Source organism: Saccharopolyspora sp. NPDC049357 (genome assembly GCF_040677225.1).
In the GTDB taxonomy this organism is placed as follows: domain Bacteria; phylum Actinomycetota; class Actinomycetes; order Mycobacteriales; family Pseudonocardiaceae; genus Saccharopolyspora.
The window spans coordinates 15,601-31,907 of the sequence record NZ_JBFAQJ010000027.1; the positions used below are offsets into that span (position 1 = coordinate 15,601).

The window sequence follows — 16,307 nt, forward strand, 5'->3', positions numbered from 1 at the left end:
GGAGCCGATTCGGGCGACCGCATAGAGTGCGCACCAGAAGCCTGAGGCGTGACCTGCGTCTCGGCGGGGACTGACGATGTGTGTCCCGGGCCACAAGACTCGGAACCGGTTGGAGGGGAGCAAAGGTGCTCGACCCGTACATCCCGTTGGTGCTGTTGTTCGCGCTGGCGCTGGGATTCGCGGTCTTCTCGGTCGCGATCGCGCCGCTCGTCGGTCCCCGCCGCTACAACAAGGCGAAGCTCGACGCTTACGAGTGCGGGATCGAGCCCTCGCCGCAGCCCGTCATCGGCGGCGGCCGGATGCCCGTCGCCTACTACCTGACCGCGATGTTGTTCATCCTCTTCGACATCGAGATGGTCTTCCTCTACCCGTTCGCGGTCTCGGCCGACGCCCTGGGGATGTTCGGCGTCGTCGAGATCGTGCTGTTCATAGCGACCGTCGGCTTCGCCTACATCTACGTCTGGCGGCGAGGCGGACTGGACTGGAACTAACCGGAGCGCTAGCGCCCGGTCCGCCGGGCGCCTGAGACGAACTACAGGGACTAGCCGCAAGGACGCGGGAAGGAGTGCCGGCGATGGGGCTTGAAGAGCAGCTGCCCAACGGCATCCTGTTGGCCAACGTGGAGAAGCTCGTCAACTGGACCCGGAAGACGTCGATGTGGCCGGCGACGTTCGGGCTGGCTTGCTGCGCCATCGAGATGATGACCGTTGGCGGTTCCCGCTACGACATCTCGCGGTTCGGCATGGAGCGCTTCTCCGCCACCCCTAGGCAGGCCGATCTGATGATCGTGGCCGGTCGGGTGACCAACAAGATGGCTCCGGTGTTGCGCCAGATCTACGACCAGATGCCCGAGCCGCGCTGGGTGCTGGCGATGGGCGTGTGCGCCTCCACCGGCGGCATGTTCAACAACTACGCGGTCGTGCAGGGCGTCGACCACGTGGTGCCGGTGGACATGTACCTGCCGGGATGCCCGCCGCGCCCGGAGATGCTGCTCGACGCGATCCTCAAGCTGCACGCCAAGATCATGGACGAGCCGATCAACGCCAAGCGCGCGCAGGAGAAGCTCGAACGCGGCGACCGCACCCCGATGATCCCGTCCTCGGTCCGGTACGCGCCGAAGAACGCCTCGCAGCGCAAGCGCGCCGAGCGGCAGCAGGCCGCGCAGCGACGCGAGATGGGCGGAACGGACGAGCTCGGCGCGTTCGAGAGCACGCCCGAGCGCCCGGAACTCAAGTCGGGTAGGTGAATTCGATGGCGGACAAGGAAACCACCCCGGCCCCGGGCGAACCCGGTTCGAGCGCCGAGCGCGCCGCGGACCTGGCGCCCACGGGAGCCGAACCGGCCCGCGCCGGAGCACCGACGGCCGGCCACGAGCGGCAGGGCATGTTCGGCGTGCGCGGCACCGGTGACACCTCGGGCTTCGGCGGGCTGCACCTGCCGGCCTACGTGCCACCGGCCGGCGAGCGCCCCTACGGCGGCTGGTTCGACGAGGTCGCCGACGCGCTCTTCGAAGCGATGCGCGCCAAGGGACTTCCGGACGACACCGTGCAGCAGGTGACCGTCGACCGCGGCGAGATCACCTTCTACCTGCGCCGCGACAACCTCGTCGAGGTCTGCCGCATCCTGCGCGACGACCCGGCGCTGCGCTTCGAGCTGTGCAGCTCGGTGTCCGGTGTGGACTACGGGCCGGACACGCCGCAGCGGCTGCACTCGGTCTACCACCTGACGTCGATGACCTACCGGCGCCGCATCCGGCTGGAGGTCGCCGTGGACGTGGAGGACCCGCACCTCCCGTCGATCGTGTCGGTCTACCCGACCGCCGACTTCCAGGAGCGCGAAGCCTGGGACATGTTCGGCCTGGTCTACGACGGGCACCCGGCGCTGACCCGGATCCTGATGCCCGACGACTGGGACGGTCACCCGCAGCGCAAGGACTACCCGCTCGGCGGAATCCCGGTGGAGTACAAGGGCGCCGAGATCCCGCCGCCGGACCAGCGCAGGGCCTACTCGTGATCGCGGAGAGGTGTGGGCAATGACCACCGAATCACTCACCGGCGCGTACCCCGCCGAGTCGAGAGACACCACCGAGGGCCGCATCTTCACCGTCACCGGCGGCGACTGGGACGAGTTCCTGGACGAAACCGGCGGCGAGGAGCGGGTTGTCATCAACCTGGGCCCGCAACACCCGTCCACGCACGGAGTTCTGCGGCTGGTGCTGGAGCTCGAAGGCGAGACGGTCACCAAGGCCCGCTCGGTCATCGGGTACCTGCACACCGGCATCGAGAAGAACACCGAGTACCGAACCTGGACCCAGGGCGTCACCTTCGTGACGCGGATGGACTACCTGGCGCCGCTGTTCACCGAGACCGCCTACTGCCTGGGCGTCGAGAAGCTGCTGGGCATCGAGGCTCCGAAGCGGGCCCAGACGTTCCGCGTGATGCTGATGGAGCTCAACCGGATCTCCTCGCACCTGGTCTTCCTGGCCACCGGTGCGATGGAGCTGGGCGCGACCACCGGCATGACCTACGGCTTCCGCGAGCGCGAAGAGGTCCTGCACCTGCTGGAGTTCCTGACCGGTCTGCGGATGAACCACGCGTTCATCCGGCCCGGTGGCGTCGCGCAGGACCTGCCGGATGGCTGGCAGGACAAGGTGCGCGAGTTCATCAAGGTCATGGACACCCGCCTGCCGGACTACGACAAGCTGTTCAGCGGTCAGCCGATCTGGAAGCAGCGGCTGAAGGACGTCGGCTACCTGCCGCTGGACGGCGCGCTGCAGCTCGGCGTGACCGGACCGCTGCTGCGGGCCGCGGGACTGCCGTGGGACCTGCGCAAGGTCGAACCGTACTGCGGTTACGAGGAATACGACTTCGAGGTGCCCACCAGCAACGACGGTGACTGCTACGCGCGGTACATGCTGCGGGTGCAGGAGATGCACGAGTCGCTGAAGATCATCCGGCAGTGCGTGGACAAGATGGAGTCCGGCCCGCACATGGTGGAGGACGCAAAGATCGCCTGGCCGGCGAAGCTGAGCATCGGCGCCGACGGCATGGGCAACTCCCTGGAGCACGTCCGCAAGATCATGGGCCAGTCCATGGAGTCGCTGATCCACCACTTCAAGCTGGTGACCGAGGGCTTCGACGTCCCGCCCGGCCAGGTGTACGCGCCGGTCGAGTCGCCGCGCGGCGAGCTGGGCGTCCACATGGTCTCCGACGGCGGCACCCGGCCGATGCGGGTGCACGTGCGCGAACCCAGTTTCGTGAATCTGCAGGCGATGCCGGCGATGGCCGAAGGCGGACTGGTGGCCGACGTGATCGCGTCCGTCGCCTCCATCGACCCGGTGATGGGCGGGGTGGATCGATGACCGAGCAGTTCGAGTTCACCACCACCGAGGAGCAGACCGGCGCGGTCGACACCTCGGTGTTCGGCGAGGACACCCGGGCCGAGGCGAAGCAGATCATCGCCCGGTACCCGGAGTCGCGATCGGCGCTGCTGCCGATGCTGCACCTCGTGCAGTCGGTGCAGGGGCACGTCAGCCCGGCGGGCATGAAGTTCTGCGCCGAGGAGCTGGCGCTGTCGGTCGCCGAGGTCAGCGCCGTGGCGACCTTCTACACCATGTACAAGCGCAAGCCGTGCGGTCAGCACCTGGTCAGCGTGTGCACCAACACGATGTGCGCGGTGCTCGGCGGCGACGCGATCTACAAGGCGCTGGGCGAGCACCTGGACGTCGGGCACGAGGGCACGGCCGGGGAACCCGGCACCGAGGGCTCGATCACCTTGGAGCACGCCGAATGCCTGGCGGCCTGCGATCTCGGGCCAGTGCTGCAGGTCAACTACGAGTACTACGACAACCAGACGCCCGAGAAGGCGCTGGAGCTGGTCGAGGCGCTGCAGCGCGGCGAGAAGCCCGCGCCGACGCGCGGACCGGCGCTGTCGGACTTCCGGGGTGCCGAGCGCCAGCTGGCCGGGTTCTTCGACGACCTCGACGAGACCGTGACCGGACCGTCGCAGGCGACCGAGACCAACCGCGGCGCCTCGCTGGCCCAGGACCGCGGATGGACCGCGCCGAGCATGCCCGATGACGCGGAACTCCCGCCGCTGCCGGAGAAGAAGTGAGGGTGGCCATGACCGAACCGAGCACCAGCCCGGTGACCCCGGTGCTGACCAAGCGGTGGCTGTCGCCGAACTCCTGGACGCTGCACACCTACGAGCAGCTGGAGGGCTACACCGCCCTGCGCAAGGCGCTGCGAGCTCACCCGGACCAGCTGATCGAGCTGGTCAAGGCGTCCGGGCTGCGCGGTCGCGGCGGCGCGGGGTTCCCGGCGGGCGTGAAGTGGAGCTTCATGCCCAAGGATCCGGTCAAGCCGCACTACCTGGTCATCAACGCCGACGAGGGCGAACCGGGGACCTGCAAGGACATCCCGCTGATGATGGCCGACCCGCACTCGCTGATCGAGGGCTGCATCATCGCCAGCTACGCGATGCGCGCCAACCACTGCATGATCTACGTGCGCGGTGAGGCCCTGCACCCGATGCGGCGGCTCCACCACGCGGTCCGCGAGGCCTACGCAGCCGGGTACCTGGGCAAGAACATCCTGGACTCCGGTTTCGACCTGGACATCGTCGTGCACGCCGGGGCGGGCGCCTACATCTGCGGTGAGGAGACCGCGCTGCTGGACTCCCTGGAGGGCAAGCGCGGTCAGCCGCGGCTCAAGCCCCCGTTCCCCGCGGCGGCCGGGCTCTACGCCTGCCCGACGACGGTGAACAACGTGGAGACCATCGCGTCGGTCCCGTTCATCGTCAACGGCGGTTCGGACTGGTTCCGCACCATGGGCAGCGAGAAGTCGCCGGGACCGAAGATCTACTCGATCTCCGGGCACGTCGAGGAGCCGGGCCAGTACGAGGCGCCGATGGGCACCACGCTGCGGCAGCTGCTGGAACTCGCGGGCGGCATGAAGGGCGGCGTCCCGCTGAAGTTCTGGACCCCGGGCGGGTCCTCGACACCGCTGTTCACCGCCGAGCACCTGGACGTCCCGCTGGACTTCGAGGGCGCGGCCGAGGCCGGATCGATGCTGGGCACCACGGCCGTCCAGGTGTTCAACGAGACCGTGTCGGTGCCGTGGGCCGTGATGAAGTGGACGCAGTTCTACGAGCACGAGTCCTGCGGCAAGTGCACCCCATGCCGGGAGGGCACCTACTGGCTCGCGCAGGTGCTGGAGCGGATGGTCGACGGGCACGGCACCGAGGAGGACATCGACACCCTCCTCGACGTCTGCGACAACATCTTCGGCCGCTCGTTCTGCGCCCTCGGCGATGGCGCGGTCAGCCCGATCACCAGCGGTATCAAGTACTTCCGCGAGGAGTTCCTCGCGTTGTGCGACACGAACAAGTCCGCCGCGGAACTGGTAGGAGCGGCCCGATGACCCTGGCACCCGAATCCGAAGCGCGCCCGGTCCCCGAGGGCTACGTCCGGCTCACCATCGACGGGATCGAGGTCGAGGCGCCCAAGGGCGAGCTGCTGATCCGGACCGCTGAGCGGATGGGCATCACCATCCCGCGGTTCTGCGACCACCCGCTGCTGGACCCCGCGGGTGCCTGCCGGCAGTGCCTGGTCGAGGTCGAGATGAACGGCCGGGCGATGCCGAAACCGCAGGCCTCCTGCACCATGACGGTCGCCGACGGGATGGTCGTCAAGACTCAGAACTCCTCGCCGGTGGCGGACAAGGCGCAGCAGGGAGTGATGGAGCTCCTGCTGATCAACCACCCGCTGGACTGCCCGGTCTGCGACAAGGGCGGCGAGTGCCCGCTGCAGAACCAGGCGCTCAAGCACGGCCGCGCGGAGTCCCGCTTCCACGACACCAAGCGGACCTTCGCCAAGCCGGTGCCGATCTCCTCGCAGGTCCTGCTGGACCGCGAGCGCTGCGTGCTCTGCCAGCGCTGCACCCGGTTCTCCAAGCAGATCGCCGGTGACCCGTTCATCGAGCTGCTGGAGCGCGGTGCGCTGCAGCAGATCGGCATCGGCGAGCAGCAGCCGTTCCAGTCCTACTTCTCCGGCAACACCATCCAGATCTGCCCGGTCGGCGCGCTGACCAGCGCCGCCTACCGGTTCCGGTCGCGGCCGTTCGACCTGGTCTCCACCCCCGGGCAGTGCGAGCACTGCGCGTCGGGCTGCGCGACCCGGACGGACTGGCGGCGCGGCAAGGTGATGCGCCGGCTGGCCGGGGACGACCCGGAGGTCAACGAGGAGTGGATCTGCGACAAGGGCCGCTTCGCGTTCCGCTACGCCAACGCCGCCGACCGCATCACCCGGCCGCAGATCCGGGAGAACGGCAAGCTGCGCGAGGCGTCCTGGACCGAGGCGCTGCAGGTCGCCGCCGAGGGCCTGACCGCCGCGCGTGACGCGGGCGGGGTCGGGGTGCTGCCCGGTGGCCGGTTGACCGTCGAGGACGCCTACGCCTACTCGAAGTTCGCGCGGGTCGCGTTGCGCACCAACGACATCGACCACCGCGCCCGGCCGCACTCCACCGAGGAGCTGCGGTTCCTGGAGTCCACCGTGGTCGGGGTGACGCCGGAGAACGGTGTCACCTACCGCGATCTGGAGTCCGCCCCGGCGGTGCTGTGCGTGGCGTTCGAGCCGGAGGAGGAGTCGCCGATCGTCTTCCTGCGGCTGCGCAAGGCCGCGCGCGCGGGCGGGACGCAGGTCTTCCACGTCGCCCCGCGCACCTCGCCGGGAGTGGAGAAGACCACGGTCATCACCCACGCCGGAGGCCCGGTGCGGACCGGTTCGCTGGTGCAGTGCGTGCCCGGTGGCGAGGCCGCCGCGCTGGAGTCGCTGCCGTCCGATGTGGACGAAGCGATCCGGCAGCAGGGCGCGGTGCTCATCGTCGGTGAACGCGCCGCCGAGGTGCCCGGCCTGCTGTCCGAGGTGCTGCGCACGGCCCAGCGCACGGGCGCCCGGGTCGCCTGGATCCCCCGCCGAGCCGGTGAACGCGGCGCCATCGAGGCCGGCGCGCTGCCGACGCTGCTGCCCGGCGCCCGTCCCGTCGTCGACGACCACGCCCGCTCCGACGTGGAGCGGACCTGGGGCATGGCGCCCGGTTCGCTGCCCGCCGCCGCGGGTCGCGACGCCACCGAGATCCTCACCGCCGCCGCTTCCGGGGAGCTCTCCGGCCTGGTGGTCGGCGGCGTCGACCCGGACGACCTGCCCGACCCGGAGCTGGCCCGCGGGGCCCTGACCGGAGCCGGTTTCGTGGTCAGCCTGGAGCTCCGCCCCAGCGCGGTGACCGAGCAGGCCGACGTGGTGCTGCCGATCGCGCCCAGCGTGGAGAAGAGCGGCAGCTACCTCAACTGGGAGGGCCGCCGCCGCGAGTTCACCACCACCATCGACGGCACCGGCGCGCTGCCGGACTGCCGGGTGCTGGACACCCTCGCGGTCGAGATGGACGCCGACCTGTTCACCCAGACCCCGGCCGCCGCGAGCGCCGAGCTCGACAGGCTCGGCACCCACACCGGCGGACGCACCGCGGACCCGGACGAGGCCGTCGCGCACGCACCGCGTCCCGGCCCCGGCCAGGCCGTGCTGGCGACCTGGCGGCAGCTGCTGGACAACGGTTCGCTGCAGGTGGAGGAGCCGAGCCTGGCGGGTACCGCCCGCAACCGGGTCGCGATCGTCTCTCCGGAGACCGCCAAGCGCGTCGAGATCAGTTCGGGACAGCGGCTGGAGGTCCGCACCGAGCAGGGCAAGATCGTGCTGCCGGTCGAGATCGCCGACATGCCCGACGGCGTCGTGTGGGTGCCCACCGACTCCGGGAAGGCCCGCGTGCACAAGGTTCTCGGCGCCGGGCACGGAGCTCTCGTCGACATCGCGCCGAGCAGCGCGAGCCCGGAGAGCAACGGGCATTCGCTGAACGGCAATTCCCCGGCCCACCACCACGGGGGGAACGCATGACCAGAACAGCCGAACTGCTCGCCGACGACCCGATCTGGCTGATCCTGCTCAAGGTCGTGGCCATCTTCGCCTTCCTGGTGCTGATGACGCTGCTGACGATCTGGGCGGAACGCCGGGTCATCGGCCGCATGCAGCACCGGCCGGGCCCGAACCGAGCGGGACCGTTCGGCATCCTCCAGTCGCTGGCGGACGGCCTGAAGCTGGCCTTCAAGGAGGACATCCGCCCGGTCATGGCCGACAAGTGGGTGTTCTTCCTGGCCCCGGTCATCTCCGCGACGCCCGCGCTGGTGTCGTTCGCGGTGATGCCGATCGGCCCCGAGGTCACCATCTTCGGCGAGCGCACCGCGCTCCAGCTGGTGGACCTGCCGGTGGGCCTGCTGGTCGTGCTGGCCTGCGCCTCGATCGGCGTCTACGGCATCGTGCTCGCCGGCTGGGCTTCCGGTTCTCCGTACCCGCTGCTGGGTTCGCTGCGGTCGGCGGCGCAGGTGATCTCCTACGAGATCGCGATGGGCCTGTCGTTCGTCGCGGTCATCATGTACGCGGGCACGTTGTCGACCTCCGGCATCGTCGCAGCGCAGGAGAACGGCTGGTTCTTCGCGCTGCTGCCGGTGAGCTTCCTGGTCTACGCGGTGTCGATGGTCGGCGAGACCAACCGCGCTCCGTTCGACCTCCCGGAGGCCGAGTCCGAGCTGGTCGGTGGTTTCCACACCGAGTACTCGTCGCTGAAGTTCGCGCTGTTCTTCCTCGCCGAGTACATCAACATGGTCACCGTCTCCGCGCTGGCGACGACGCTGTTCCTCGGCGGCTGGCACGCGCCGTGGCCGCTGTCGCTGATCGGTGACGGGGTGCTGAACACCGGCTGGTGGCCGGTGCTGTGGTTCCTCGGCAAGACGATCGCGTTCCTGTTCTTCTTCGTGTGGCTGCGCGGCACGCTGCCCCGCCTGCGCTACGACCAGTTCATGGACCTCGGCTGGAAGCTGCTGGTCCCGGTCAGCCTGGTGTGGATCGTGGCGGTGACCGTGATCCGGGCGCTGCGCAACTCCGAGACCGTCAGCACCCAGCAGTTCATGATCGGCGGCGCGATCGTGGTGGTGATCCTGGTCGCGGCCACGTTCCTCATCCCGGACCGCAAGCCCGAGAACGACCCGGACGAGGTGCCGCTCGCGGGCAGCGGGTTCCCGGTGCCGCCGATCGACCTGGAAGTCCCCAAGACCCCGCCGCGACGCACCCCGGTGCGCAGCGGCACCGGTTCCGGCGAGCTCGCGGGTCCGGAAGGCGAGGAGGCGCCCCATGGGAATGTTTGATCCGATCAAGGGATTCGGCGTCACCTTCTCGACGATGTTCAAGAAGGTCGTCACCGAGGAGTACCCCGAGGTCAAGAAGGTCGCCGCGCCCCGGTTCCACGGCCGCCACCAGCTCAACCGGCATCCGGACGGGCTGGAGAAGTGCGTGGGCTGCGAGCTGTGCGCCTGGGCGTGCCCGGCCGACGCGATCTTCGTCGAGGGCGGCGACAACACCGACGAGGCCCGCTTCTCGCCCGGTGAGCGCTACGGCATGGACTACCAGATCAACTACCTGCGCTGCATCGGCTGCGGGTTGTGCATCGAGGCGTGCCCGACGCGGGCGCTGACGATGACCAACGAGTACGAGACCGCGGACGACAACCGGCAGGACCTGATCTACACCAAGGCCGACATGCTGGCGCCGCTGCTGCCCGGCATGGAGCAGCCGCCGCACCCGATGCGCCTCGGCGAGGACGAGCAGGACTACTACGTCAACGGTCCCGAGCTCGCCAAGCAGCGAGGGGTTCCCGCGGGATCGACGGTGGAATCCGGTCCGGAGGTTGATGCGCGATGAGCACCGGAATCGTGCTGGCACAGGCCGGCGACGTGGTCGGCACCGGGGAGGCGGTGCTGTTCTGGGTCCTCGGTCCGCTCTCGCTGCTGGGCGCGCTCGGCATGGTCTTCGCCCGCAACGCGGTGCACTCCGCGCTGTGGCTGGTGCTGACGATGCTGAGCCTGGGCGTGCTCTACATGGGTCAGAGCGCGCCGTTCCTGGGCTTCACCCAGATCATCGTCTACACCGGCGCGATCATGATGCTGTTCCTGTTCGTGCTGATGATGGTCGGCCGCGACTCCTCGGACTCGGTGGTGGAAGTCCTGCGCGGACAACGCCTCTGGGCCGGGATCGGCGGCGTCGGCCTGGCTGCGCTGCTGGTCTCGGGGCTGGCCCGGTCGTTGACCTCGGTGCAGGTGGCACCGCCGCTGGACCCCTGGCTGCCCGCCGGCGGTGGAGCGGGCGGCCTCGGTCGGCTGATCTTCACCGACTACCTGTTCCCGTTCGAGCTGACCTCCGCGCTGCTGATCACCGCGGCGGTCGGCGCCATGGTGCTGGCCTACGGCGGCAAGGGCCGCGGCCCGCGCCTGAGCCAGCGGGAGCGCGCCAACGCGCGGTTCCGAGGCGAGCGCCCGTCGCCGCTGCCCGGTCCCGGCGTGTACGCCACGGCCAACTCGGTCGCGGTGCCCGCGCTGCTGCCGGACGGCTCGGTCGCGCCGGAGTCGCTGTCGGAGCTGCTGGAGAACCTGCCCGCCGAACGGCTCGACGAGGAGCGTCGCGCGGTCGCCGGTGACGAGCCCGAACCCGACGCGCACGCGCTGATCGAAGAGCCGGAGCCGCCCGAGCAGAACGGCTCCGGCAAGTCCGGTGAACCGGTCATCGACGCGGGTCCCGAGAGCCCGGCGCCGGGCGGCAACGGTCACTCGGACCAGCGGGCCGGTCACGCCACCGAGGAGGTTCACCAGTGACCCCCACGTACTACCTGCTGCTGTCCGCGCTGCTGTTCTCGATCGGCGCGGTCGGAGTCCTGGTGCGGCGCAACGCCATCGTGGTCTTCATGTGCGTCGAGCTGATGCTCAACGCGGTCAACCTGACGCTGGTCACCTTCGCCCGCATCGAGGGGACGGTGCACGGGCAGGTCATGGCGTTCTTCGTGATGGTCGTCGCGGCCGCCGAAGTGGTGGTCGGCCTGGCCATCATCATGTCGATCTTCCGGACGCGTCGCTCGGCCTCGGTCGATGACGCCAACCTGCTCAAGTACTGAGAGGGCGCGTGGTGACGGCAAAGATGCTTGAAACCGCAGCGGGGGTCGCCGAGGCGACCGGGCCAGCGCAGTCCTACGCCTGGCTGCTGGTCGCGTTCCCGCTGGTGGGTGCCGCGATCCTGCTGATCGCGGGACGCCGTGCCAACGGCTGGGGACACCTGCTGGGGTCGGCCACGGTGATCGCCTCGTTCGTCTACGGGCTGTGGCTGTTCACCTCCGTGACCGGCGTGCCGCAGAGCGAGCAGGTCCGCGAGCTGCACCTGTTCTCCTGGATCCCGGTCAACGCGCTGCAGGTCGACTTCGGGCTCCGGCTGGACCCGCTGTCCATGGTGTTCCTGCTGCTGATCACGGGTGTGGGATCGCTGATCCACCTGTACTCGATCGGCTACATGAGCCACGACCAGCAGGGGCGCACCGGTTCGGCCAACACCGAGCGCCGCCGGTTCTTCGCCTACCTGAACCTGTTCGTGGCCTCGATGCTGATCCTGGTGCTGGGCAACGGTTTCGTGACGCTCTACCTCGGCTGGGAGGGCGTCGGTCTGGCCTCCTACCTGCTGATCGGCTTCTGGCAGGGCCGTCCTTCGGCGGCCGCGGCGGCGACCAAGGCGTTCGTGATGAACCGGGTCGGCGACGTCGGCCTGGCGCTGGCGATCTTCTTGCTGTTCGCCAACCTCGGCACCACCCAGTACGCGGAGGTCTTCGCCCGCGCCGGTGAGCTCTCGCCGGGTGTGCTGCTGGCGATCACGCTGCTGCTGCTCCTCGGCGCCTGCGGCAAGTCCGGCCAGGTCCCGCTGCAGGCGTGGTTGCCGGACGCCATGGAAGGCCCGACCCCGGTTTCGGCGCTGATCCACGCCGCGACGATGGTCACCGCGGGCGTCTACCTCGTCGCCCGCTCCAACCCGCTGTTCTCGCTCTCCCCGGGCGGGCAGCTGGCCGTCACCATCGTCGGCGCGGTGACGCTGCTGGTCGGATGCGTCATCGGCTGCGCCTACGACGACATCAAGAAGGTCCTCGCGTACTCCACGGTCAGCCAGATCGGCTACATGATGCTGGCGGTCGGGCTCGGCCCGGCCGGGTACGCGCTGGGCATCATGCACCTGCTCACCCACGGCTTCTTCAAGGCCGGGCTGTTCCTCGGCGCCGGTTCGGTCATGCACGGCATGAACGACGAGGTCGACATGCGCAAGTTCGGCGGCCTCGCCCGGTACATGCCGATCACCTTCGGCACGTTCGGCCTCGGCTACCTCGCGCTGATCGGATTCCCGTTCCTGTCCGGCTTCTACTCCAAGGACGCCATCATCGAGGCGGCGTTCGGCCAGGAGGGCTGGCGCGGCTGGGTCTTCGGCGGTGCCGCGATGCTGGGCGCGGGCATCACCGCGTTCTACATGACGCGGCTGGTGCTGATGACGTTCTTCGGCGAGAAGCGCTGGAAGAACCTCAAGGCGAGCAACGGGGAGGACTTCCACCCGCACGAGTCGCCGGCGATCATGACCGCGCCGATGATCGTGCTGGCCGTCGGTTCGATCGGGGCCGGCATGTTCCTGGCGGGCGACGACCTGCTGGTGACGTTCCTGTCGCCGTCGCTGGGCGAGCTGCAGGAAGCCCACCACACCGCGATCCCGCACGCGATGATCCCCGTCCTGACGGTGGCCATCTCCGCGCTGGGAGCGGTGATCGCGTGGCTGGTCGTGGGCCGCAAGCCGGTTCCGGTCGAGCGCCCGGCGAAGGTCTCGCCGGTGGTGCGCGCGGCCCGCGCCGACCTCGGCGGCAACGCGCTCAACGACCTCGTCGCGGTGCGCCCGACCTTCGGCCTGACCAAGGGCCTGCTCGCGGTCGACCGCAAGGGCGTCGACGGCACGGTCTCCGGCATCGCCGCGCTGCTGACCTTCAGCTCGGGCCGGATGCGCCGCTGGCAGACCGGTTTCGTCCGGTCCTACGCGCTGTCCATGCTCTTCGGCGGTGTCGTGGTGATCGCCGCCCTGATGGCAGTGGGGATCCCGACATGACGACCTCGCACGGACCCGTTCTGCCCAGTCCTGTTCGGCACAGTGAGCTCCGGGAGGAGATCCGATGACCCTGCTGCTCGCCCTGGTGCTGCTGCCGATCGTCGGGTCGGTGGTGGTGGCGCTGCTGCGCGGCAACGCCGGCGCGGCGAAGTGGACCGCGCTGGGGTTCTCCCTCGCCGAGCTCGTGATCGCCGTGGCCGCGTGGTTCGCCTACGACCCGGCGGGCCCGCGGATGCAGCTGACCAGCTCGATCCCGTGGATCCCGTCGTTCGACATCAACTTCTCGCTCGGCGTGGACGGCATCGCGCTGGTGATGGTCCTGGTCATCGCCGTGCTGATGCCGCTGGTGCTGGGCTACAGCTGGGGCGAGAAGCTGCCCGAGGGCCGCACGCACGGCGGGTTCTTCTCGCTGCTGCTGCTCGAACAGGCGCTGACCGTGGCGGTCTTCGCCGCCACCGACGTGTTCCTGTTCTACGTGCTCTTCGAGGTCATGCTGATCCCGATGTACTTCCTCATCGGCGGCTACGGCGGTGAGAACCGCAGCTACGCGGCGGTGAAGTTCTTCCTGTACTCGTTCCTCGGCGGCCTGATCATGCTGGCCTCGGCCATCGGCGCGTACAGCTACAGCGCCCAGGTCACCGGCGAGGGCACCTTCGACTGGGCCAAGCTCGTCCCGATCCTGTCGGACGCCCCGCTGAACGTGCAGATCTGGCTGTTCCTGGGCTTCTTCACCGCGTTCGCGATCAAGGCCCCGCTGATCCCGTTCCACACCTGGCTGCCGGACGCCGCGCAGCAGGCGCCGATCGGCGTCGCGGTGATCGTGGTCGGCGTGCTGGACAAGGTCGGCACCTTCGGGTTCCTGCGCTACAGCCTGCCGCTGACCCCGCAGGCGTCGCAGCAGCTGGCGCCGCTGGTGCTGGTGCTCGCGGTGATCGGGGTGCTCTACGGCTCGCTGCAGGCGTTCGGGCAGACCGACCTCAAGCGCTTCATCGCCTACGTCTCGATCGCGCACTTCGGGTTCATCGCGCTCGGCATCTTCGCCTTCACCTCGCAGGCGCACGTCGGCGCGGTGTCGTACATGATCAACCACAGCATCGCCACGGGCATGCTGATCCTGGTCATCGGCATGATCATCGTGCGCGGCGGTTCGACCCGGATCGCCGACTACGGCGGCATGGCGAAGGTGACCCCGCTGCTGGCGGGCACGCTGCTGATCGCGGGGCTGAGCACCCTGTCGCTGCCGGGCACCAACTCCTTCGTCAGCGAATTCCTCGTGCTGGTCGGGTCTTTCCCGACCCGGCCGGTGTACACGACGCTGGCCACGATCGGCATGGTGCTGGCCGCGGTCTACGTGCTGTGGCTGTACCAGCGCACGATGCAGGGCCCGGTGCGCGGCGACGCGCTGCTGGGCACCGCGACCGGGCCGGGGGCGGTGACCGACCCGAACCGCGAAGGCGCGCACCGGCTCCGGCTGGCCGACCTGGGCCCCCGGGAGATCGCCGTGCTGGCCCCGCTGATCGTGCTGATCATCGGGCTCGGCGTGTACCCGCAGCCGGTGCTGGACGTGATCAACCCGTCGGTCGCGGCAACCATGAGCGAGGTCGGCGTCACCGACCCCGTGACCTCGCAGGGAGGTAACTGACAGTGGTCAAGGGATTCCCGAGCCAGCTGGGTTCCGTCGAGATTCCGCCGATCGACTACGCGGCGATCGCGCCGGTGCTGGTGATCCTCGGTGCCGCCTGCCTGGCGATCCTGGTCGAGGCGTTCCTGCCCCGCCACCAGCGCTGGTCGGTGCAGGTCGGGCTCAGCCTGGCGTCGATCGTCATCGCCGGTGTCGCGCTGGCCGCGTTCGCGCGGTCCGCCGGGACCGGGGTGACCACGCTGTCCGACTCGCTGGCCGTCGACCCGCCGACGCTGTTCCTGTGGGGCACGCTGCTGGCGCTCGGACTGGGTTCGGTGCTGCTGATCGCGGACCGCTCGGTGGAGCCGGGCGGCGCGTTCGTGGCGGAGAAGATCCCGGCCGAGGGCCCGGGAACGATGAGCCGCGCCGCCGCGTCGGCGTCCGGGATGCGCACCGAGGTCTTCCCGCTGGCCCTGTTCTCGCTGGGCGGGATGATGGTGTTCTGCGCGGCCAACGACCTGCTGACGATGTTCATCGCGCTGGAAGTGCTGAGCCTGCCGCTGTACCTGATGTGCGGGCTGGCCAAGCGCCGCCGGTTGCTGTCGCAGGAAGCGGCCGTGAAGTACTTCCTGCTGGGCGCGTTCGCCTCGGCGTTCTTCCTCTACGGCCTCGCGCTGCTCTACGGCTACGCGGGCTCGGTGAAGCTGCAGGCGATCGCCGACGCCACAGCCGGTTCGGAGCGCTCCGACACGCTGCTGTTCGCCGGTCTGGGCCTGCTGCTGGTGGGCCTGCTGTTCAAGGCGTCGGTGGGTCCGTTCCACACCTGGACCCCGGACGTCTACCAGGGAGCCCCGACCGCGGTCACCGGTTTCATGGCCGCCTGCACGAAGGTCGCGGCCTTCGGCGGCATCCTGCGCGTGCTGCAGGTCGCCTTCGAGGCGTCCAGCTGGGAGTGGCGCGGCGTGGTCTGGACGATCGCCGTGGTCTCGATGGTGATCGGCGTGGTGCTGGGTCTGACCCAGCGCGACATCAAGCGCATGATCGCCTACTCCTCGGTGGCCCACGCCGGGTTCATGCTGCTGGGCGCGCTCGCGCTGTCCGACCGCGGTCTGGCGGCGACGCTGTTCTACCTGCTCGCCTACGGGTTCACCACGATCGCCCTGTTCGGTGTGATCAGCCTCGTACGCCGGGCTGACGGTGAGGCAACTCACCTTTCGGACTGGGCGGGTCTGGCCAAGCGTTCACCCCTCGTCGCCTGGGTGTTCACCTTCCTGCTGCTCGCTCTTGCCGGCATCCCGATGACCAGCGGTTTCGTCGGAAAGTTCGTGGTCTTCGAGGCCGCCCTGACCGATGGCATGGCACCGTTGGTGGTGGTGGCCCTGGTGGCGAGTGCGGTTGCGGCCTTCTTCTACCTTCGTGTCATCGTGCTGATGCACTTCCAAGAACCGGCTGCTGACGGCCCCACCGTGAGCGTGCCGGGTGCGTTCACGACGGCGGCGATCACGCTGGGCGTGGTCGTGACGTTGTTGCTGGGCGTGCTGCCGACGTTGGTTCTGGACTGGGCGAACGTCGGGGGATTCGTGTCGTAGAGTGCTCGCCCGTAGGGCGATCGTGGGGGAGCGAAGGCGACGGTGA

At 69.3% G+C, this 16,307-nt stretch carries 14 protein-coding genes; all 14 read left to right on the forward strand.

The features are described 5' to 3' along the window. The first annotated feature begins 125 nt into the window (after window positions 1–125). The 14 genes from AB0J91_RS21585 (at window position 126) to nuoN (ending at window position 16,261) form a co-directional block, all read left to right on the forward strand. On the forward strand, window positions 126–491 hold the full coding sequence (locus tag AB0J91_RS21585) for an NADH-quinone oxidoreductase subunit A (protein ID WP_132621507.1): 366 nt from the start codon (window positions 126–128) through the stop codon (window positions 489–491). An 83-nt stretch (window positions 492–574) separates the two neighbouring features. Further along, on the forward strand, window positions 575–1,246 hold the full coding sequence (locus AB0J91_RS21590; protein WP_363786089.1) for an NADH-quinone oxidoreductase subunit B family protein: 672 nt from the start codon (window positions 575–577) through the stop codon (window positions 1,244–1,246). 5 nt (window positions 1,247–1,251) lie between these two features. Further along, window positions 1,252–2,013 (forward strand): NADH-quinone oxidoreductase subunit C, encoded by a 762-nt coding sequence (locus AB0J91_RS21595; RefSeq protein WP_363871672.1) that lies wholly within the window; start codon window positions 1,252–1,254, stop codon window positions 2,011–2,013. A 19-nt stretch (window positions 2,014–2,032) separates the two neighbouring features. Continuing rightward, the gene (locus AB0J91_RS21600; protein WP_363871675.1) at window positions 2,033–3,361 is read left to right on the forward strand and encodes an NADH-quinone oxidoreductase subunit D; all 1,329 of its coding nucleotides are present in this window, start codon (window positions 2,033–2,035) and stop codon (window positions 3,359–3,361) included. Beyond that, entirely contained in the window at window positions 3,358–4,113 is a 756-nt protein-coding gene (gene nuoE, locus AB0J91_RS21605) for an NADH-quinone oxidoreductase subunit NuoE (RefSeq protein WP_363871678.1), read from the forward strand. The genes AB0J91_RS21600 and nuoE overlap by 4 nt, the downstream gene beginning before the upstream one ends. An 8-nt stretch (window positions 4,114–4,121) precedes the next feature. Then, window positions 4,122–5,420, forward strand: coding sequence for an NADH-quinone oxidoreductase subunit NuoF (nuoF, locus tag AB0J91_RS21610; protein ID WP_363871681.1), 1,299 nt, complete (start codon window positions 4,122–4,124; stop codon window positions 5,418–5,420). Further along, a complete protein-coding gene (locus tag AB0J91_RS21615; protein ID WP_363871684.1) occupies window positions 5,417–7,945 on the forward strand; it encodes an NADH-quinone oxidoreductase subunit G in 2,529 nt (842 codons plus the stop codon). The genes nuoF and AB0J91_RS21615 overlap by 4 nt, the downstream gene beginning before the upstream one ends. Further along, window positions 7,942–9,249 (forward strand): NADH-quinone oxidoreductase subunit NuoH, encoded by a 1,308-nt coding sequence (nuoH, locus tag AB0J91_RS21620; protein ID WP_363871687.1) that lies wholly within the window; start codon window positions 7,942–7,944, stop codon window positions 9,247–9,249. The genes AB0J91_RS21615 and nuoH overlap by 4 nt, the downstream gene beginning before the upstream one ends. Continuing rightward, window positions 9,236–9,802: an NADH-quinone oxidoreductase subunit NuoI gene (nuoI, locus tag AB0J91_RS21625; RefSeq protein WP_363871690.1), complete on the forward strand. Its 567-nt coding sequence runs from the start codon at window positions 9,236–9,238 to the stop codon at window positions 9,800–9,802. Before nuoH ends, nuoI begins: the two co-directional genes overlap by 14 nt. After that, the gene (locus AB0J91_RS21630; RefSeq protein WP_363871693.1) at window positions 9,799–10,749 is read left to right on the forward strand and encodes an NADH-quinone oxidoreductase subunit J; all 951 of its coding nucleotides are present in this window, start codon (window positions 9,799–9,801) and stop codon (window positions 10,747–10,749) included. Before nuoI ends, AB0J91_RS21630 begins: the two co-directional genes overlap by 4 nt. Beyond that, window positions 10,746–11,045 (forward strand): NADH-quinone oxidoreductase subunit NuoK, encoded by a 300-nt coding sequence (gene nuoK / locus AB0J91_RS21635; protein ID WP_093414272.1) that lies wholly within the window; start codon window positions 10,746–10,748, stop codon window positions 11,043–11,045. The genes AB0J91_RS21630 and nuoK overlap by 4 nt, the downstream gene beginning before the upstream one ends. A 23-nt stretch (window positions 11,046–11,068) precedes the next feature. Beyond that, window positions 11,069–13,051 carry an NADH-quinone oxidoreductase subunit L gene (gene nuoL / locus AB0J91_RS21640; protein WP_363871696.1) on the forward strand — a complete coding sequence of 661 codons (1,983 nt, stop codon included), beginning with the start codon at window positions 11,069–11,071 and terminating at the stop codon, window positions 13,049–13,051. Between the two features lie 64 nt (window positions 13,052–13,115). Next, window positions 13,116–14,693, forward strand: coding sequence for an NADH-quinone oxidoreductase subunit M (locus AB0J91_RS21645; RefSeq protein ID WP_363871698.1), 1,578 nt, complete (start codon window positions 13,116–13,118; stop codon window positions 14,691–14,693). 26 nt (window positions 14,694–14,719) lie between these two features. Beyond that, window positions 14,720–16,261 (forward strand): NADH-quinone oxidoreductase subunit NuoN, encoded by a 1,542-nt coding sequence (gene nuoN, locus AB0J91_RS21650; RefSeq protein WP_363871836.1) that lies wholly within the window; start codon window positions 14,720–14,722, stop codon window positions 16,259–16,261. Window positions 16,262–16,307: the final 46 nt, after the last annotated feature.

Coding starts and splice junctions, on each gene's coding strand:
- AB0J91_RS21590 (WP_363786089.1), top strand. CDS start 575: ATGGGGCTTGAAGAGCAGCTGCCCAACGGCATCCTGTTGGCCAACGTG.
- AB0J91_RS21595 (WP_363871672.1), top strand. CDS start 1,252: ATGGCGGACAAGGAAACCACCCCGGCCCCGGGCGAACCCGGTTCGAGC.
- AB0J91_RS21600 (WP_363871675.1), top strand. CDS start 2,033: ATGACCACCGAATCACTCACCGGCGCGTACCCCGCCGAGTCGAGAGAC.
- nuoE (WP_363871678.1), top strand. CDS start 3,358: ATGACCGAGCAGTTCGAGTTCACCACCACCGAGGAGCAGACCGGCGCG.
- nuoF (WP_363871681.1), top strand. CDS start 4,122: ATGACCGAACCGAGCACCAGCCCGGTGACCCCGGTGCTGACCAAGCGG.
- AB0J91_RS21615 (WP_363871684.1), top strand. CDS start 5,417: ATGACCCTGGCACCCGAATCCGAAGCGCGCCCGGTCCCCGAGGGCTAC.
- nuoH (WP_363871687.1), top strand. CDS start 7,942: ATGACCAGAACAGCCGAACTGCTCGCCGACGACCCGATCTGGCTGATC.
- nuoI (WP_363871690.1), top strand. CDS start 9,236: ATGGGAATGTTTGATCCGATCAAGGGATTCGGCGTCACCTTCTCGACG.
- AB0J91_RS21630 (WP_363871693.1), top strand. CDS start 9,799: ATGAGCACCGGAATCGTGCTGGCACAGGCCGGCGACGTGGTCGGCACC.
- nuoL (WP_363871696.1), top strand. CDS start 11,069: ATGCTTGAAACCGCAGCGGGGGTCGCCGAGGCGACCGGGCCAGCGCAG.
- AB0J91_RS21645 (WP_363871698.1), top strand. CDS start 13,116: ATGACCCTGCTGCTCGCCCTGGTGCTGCTGCCGATCGTCGGGTCGGTG.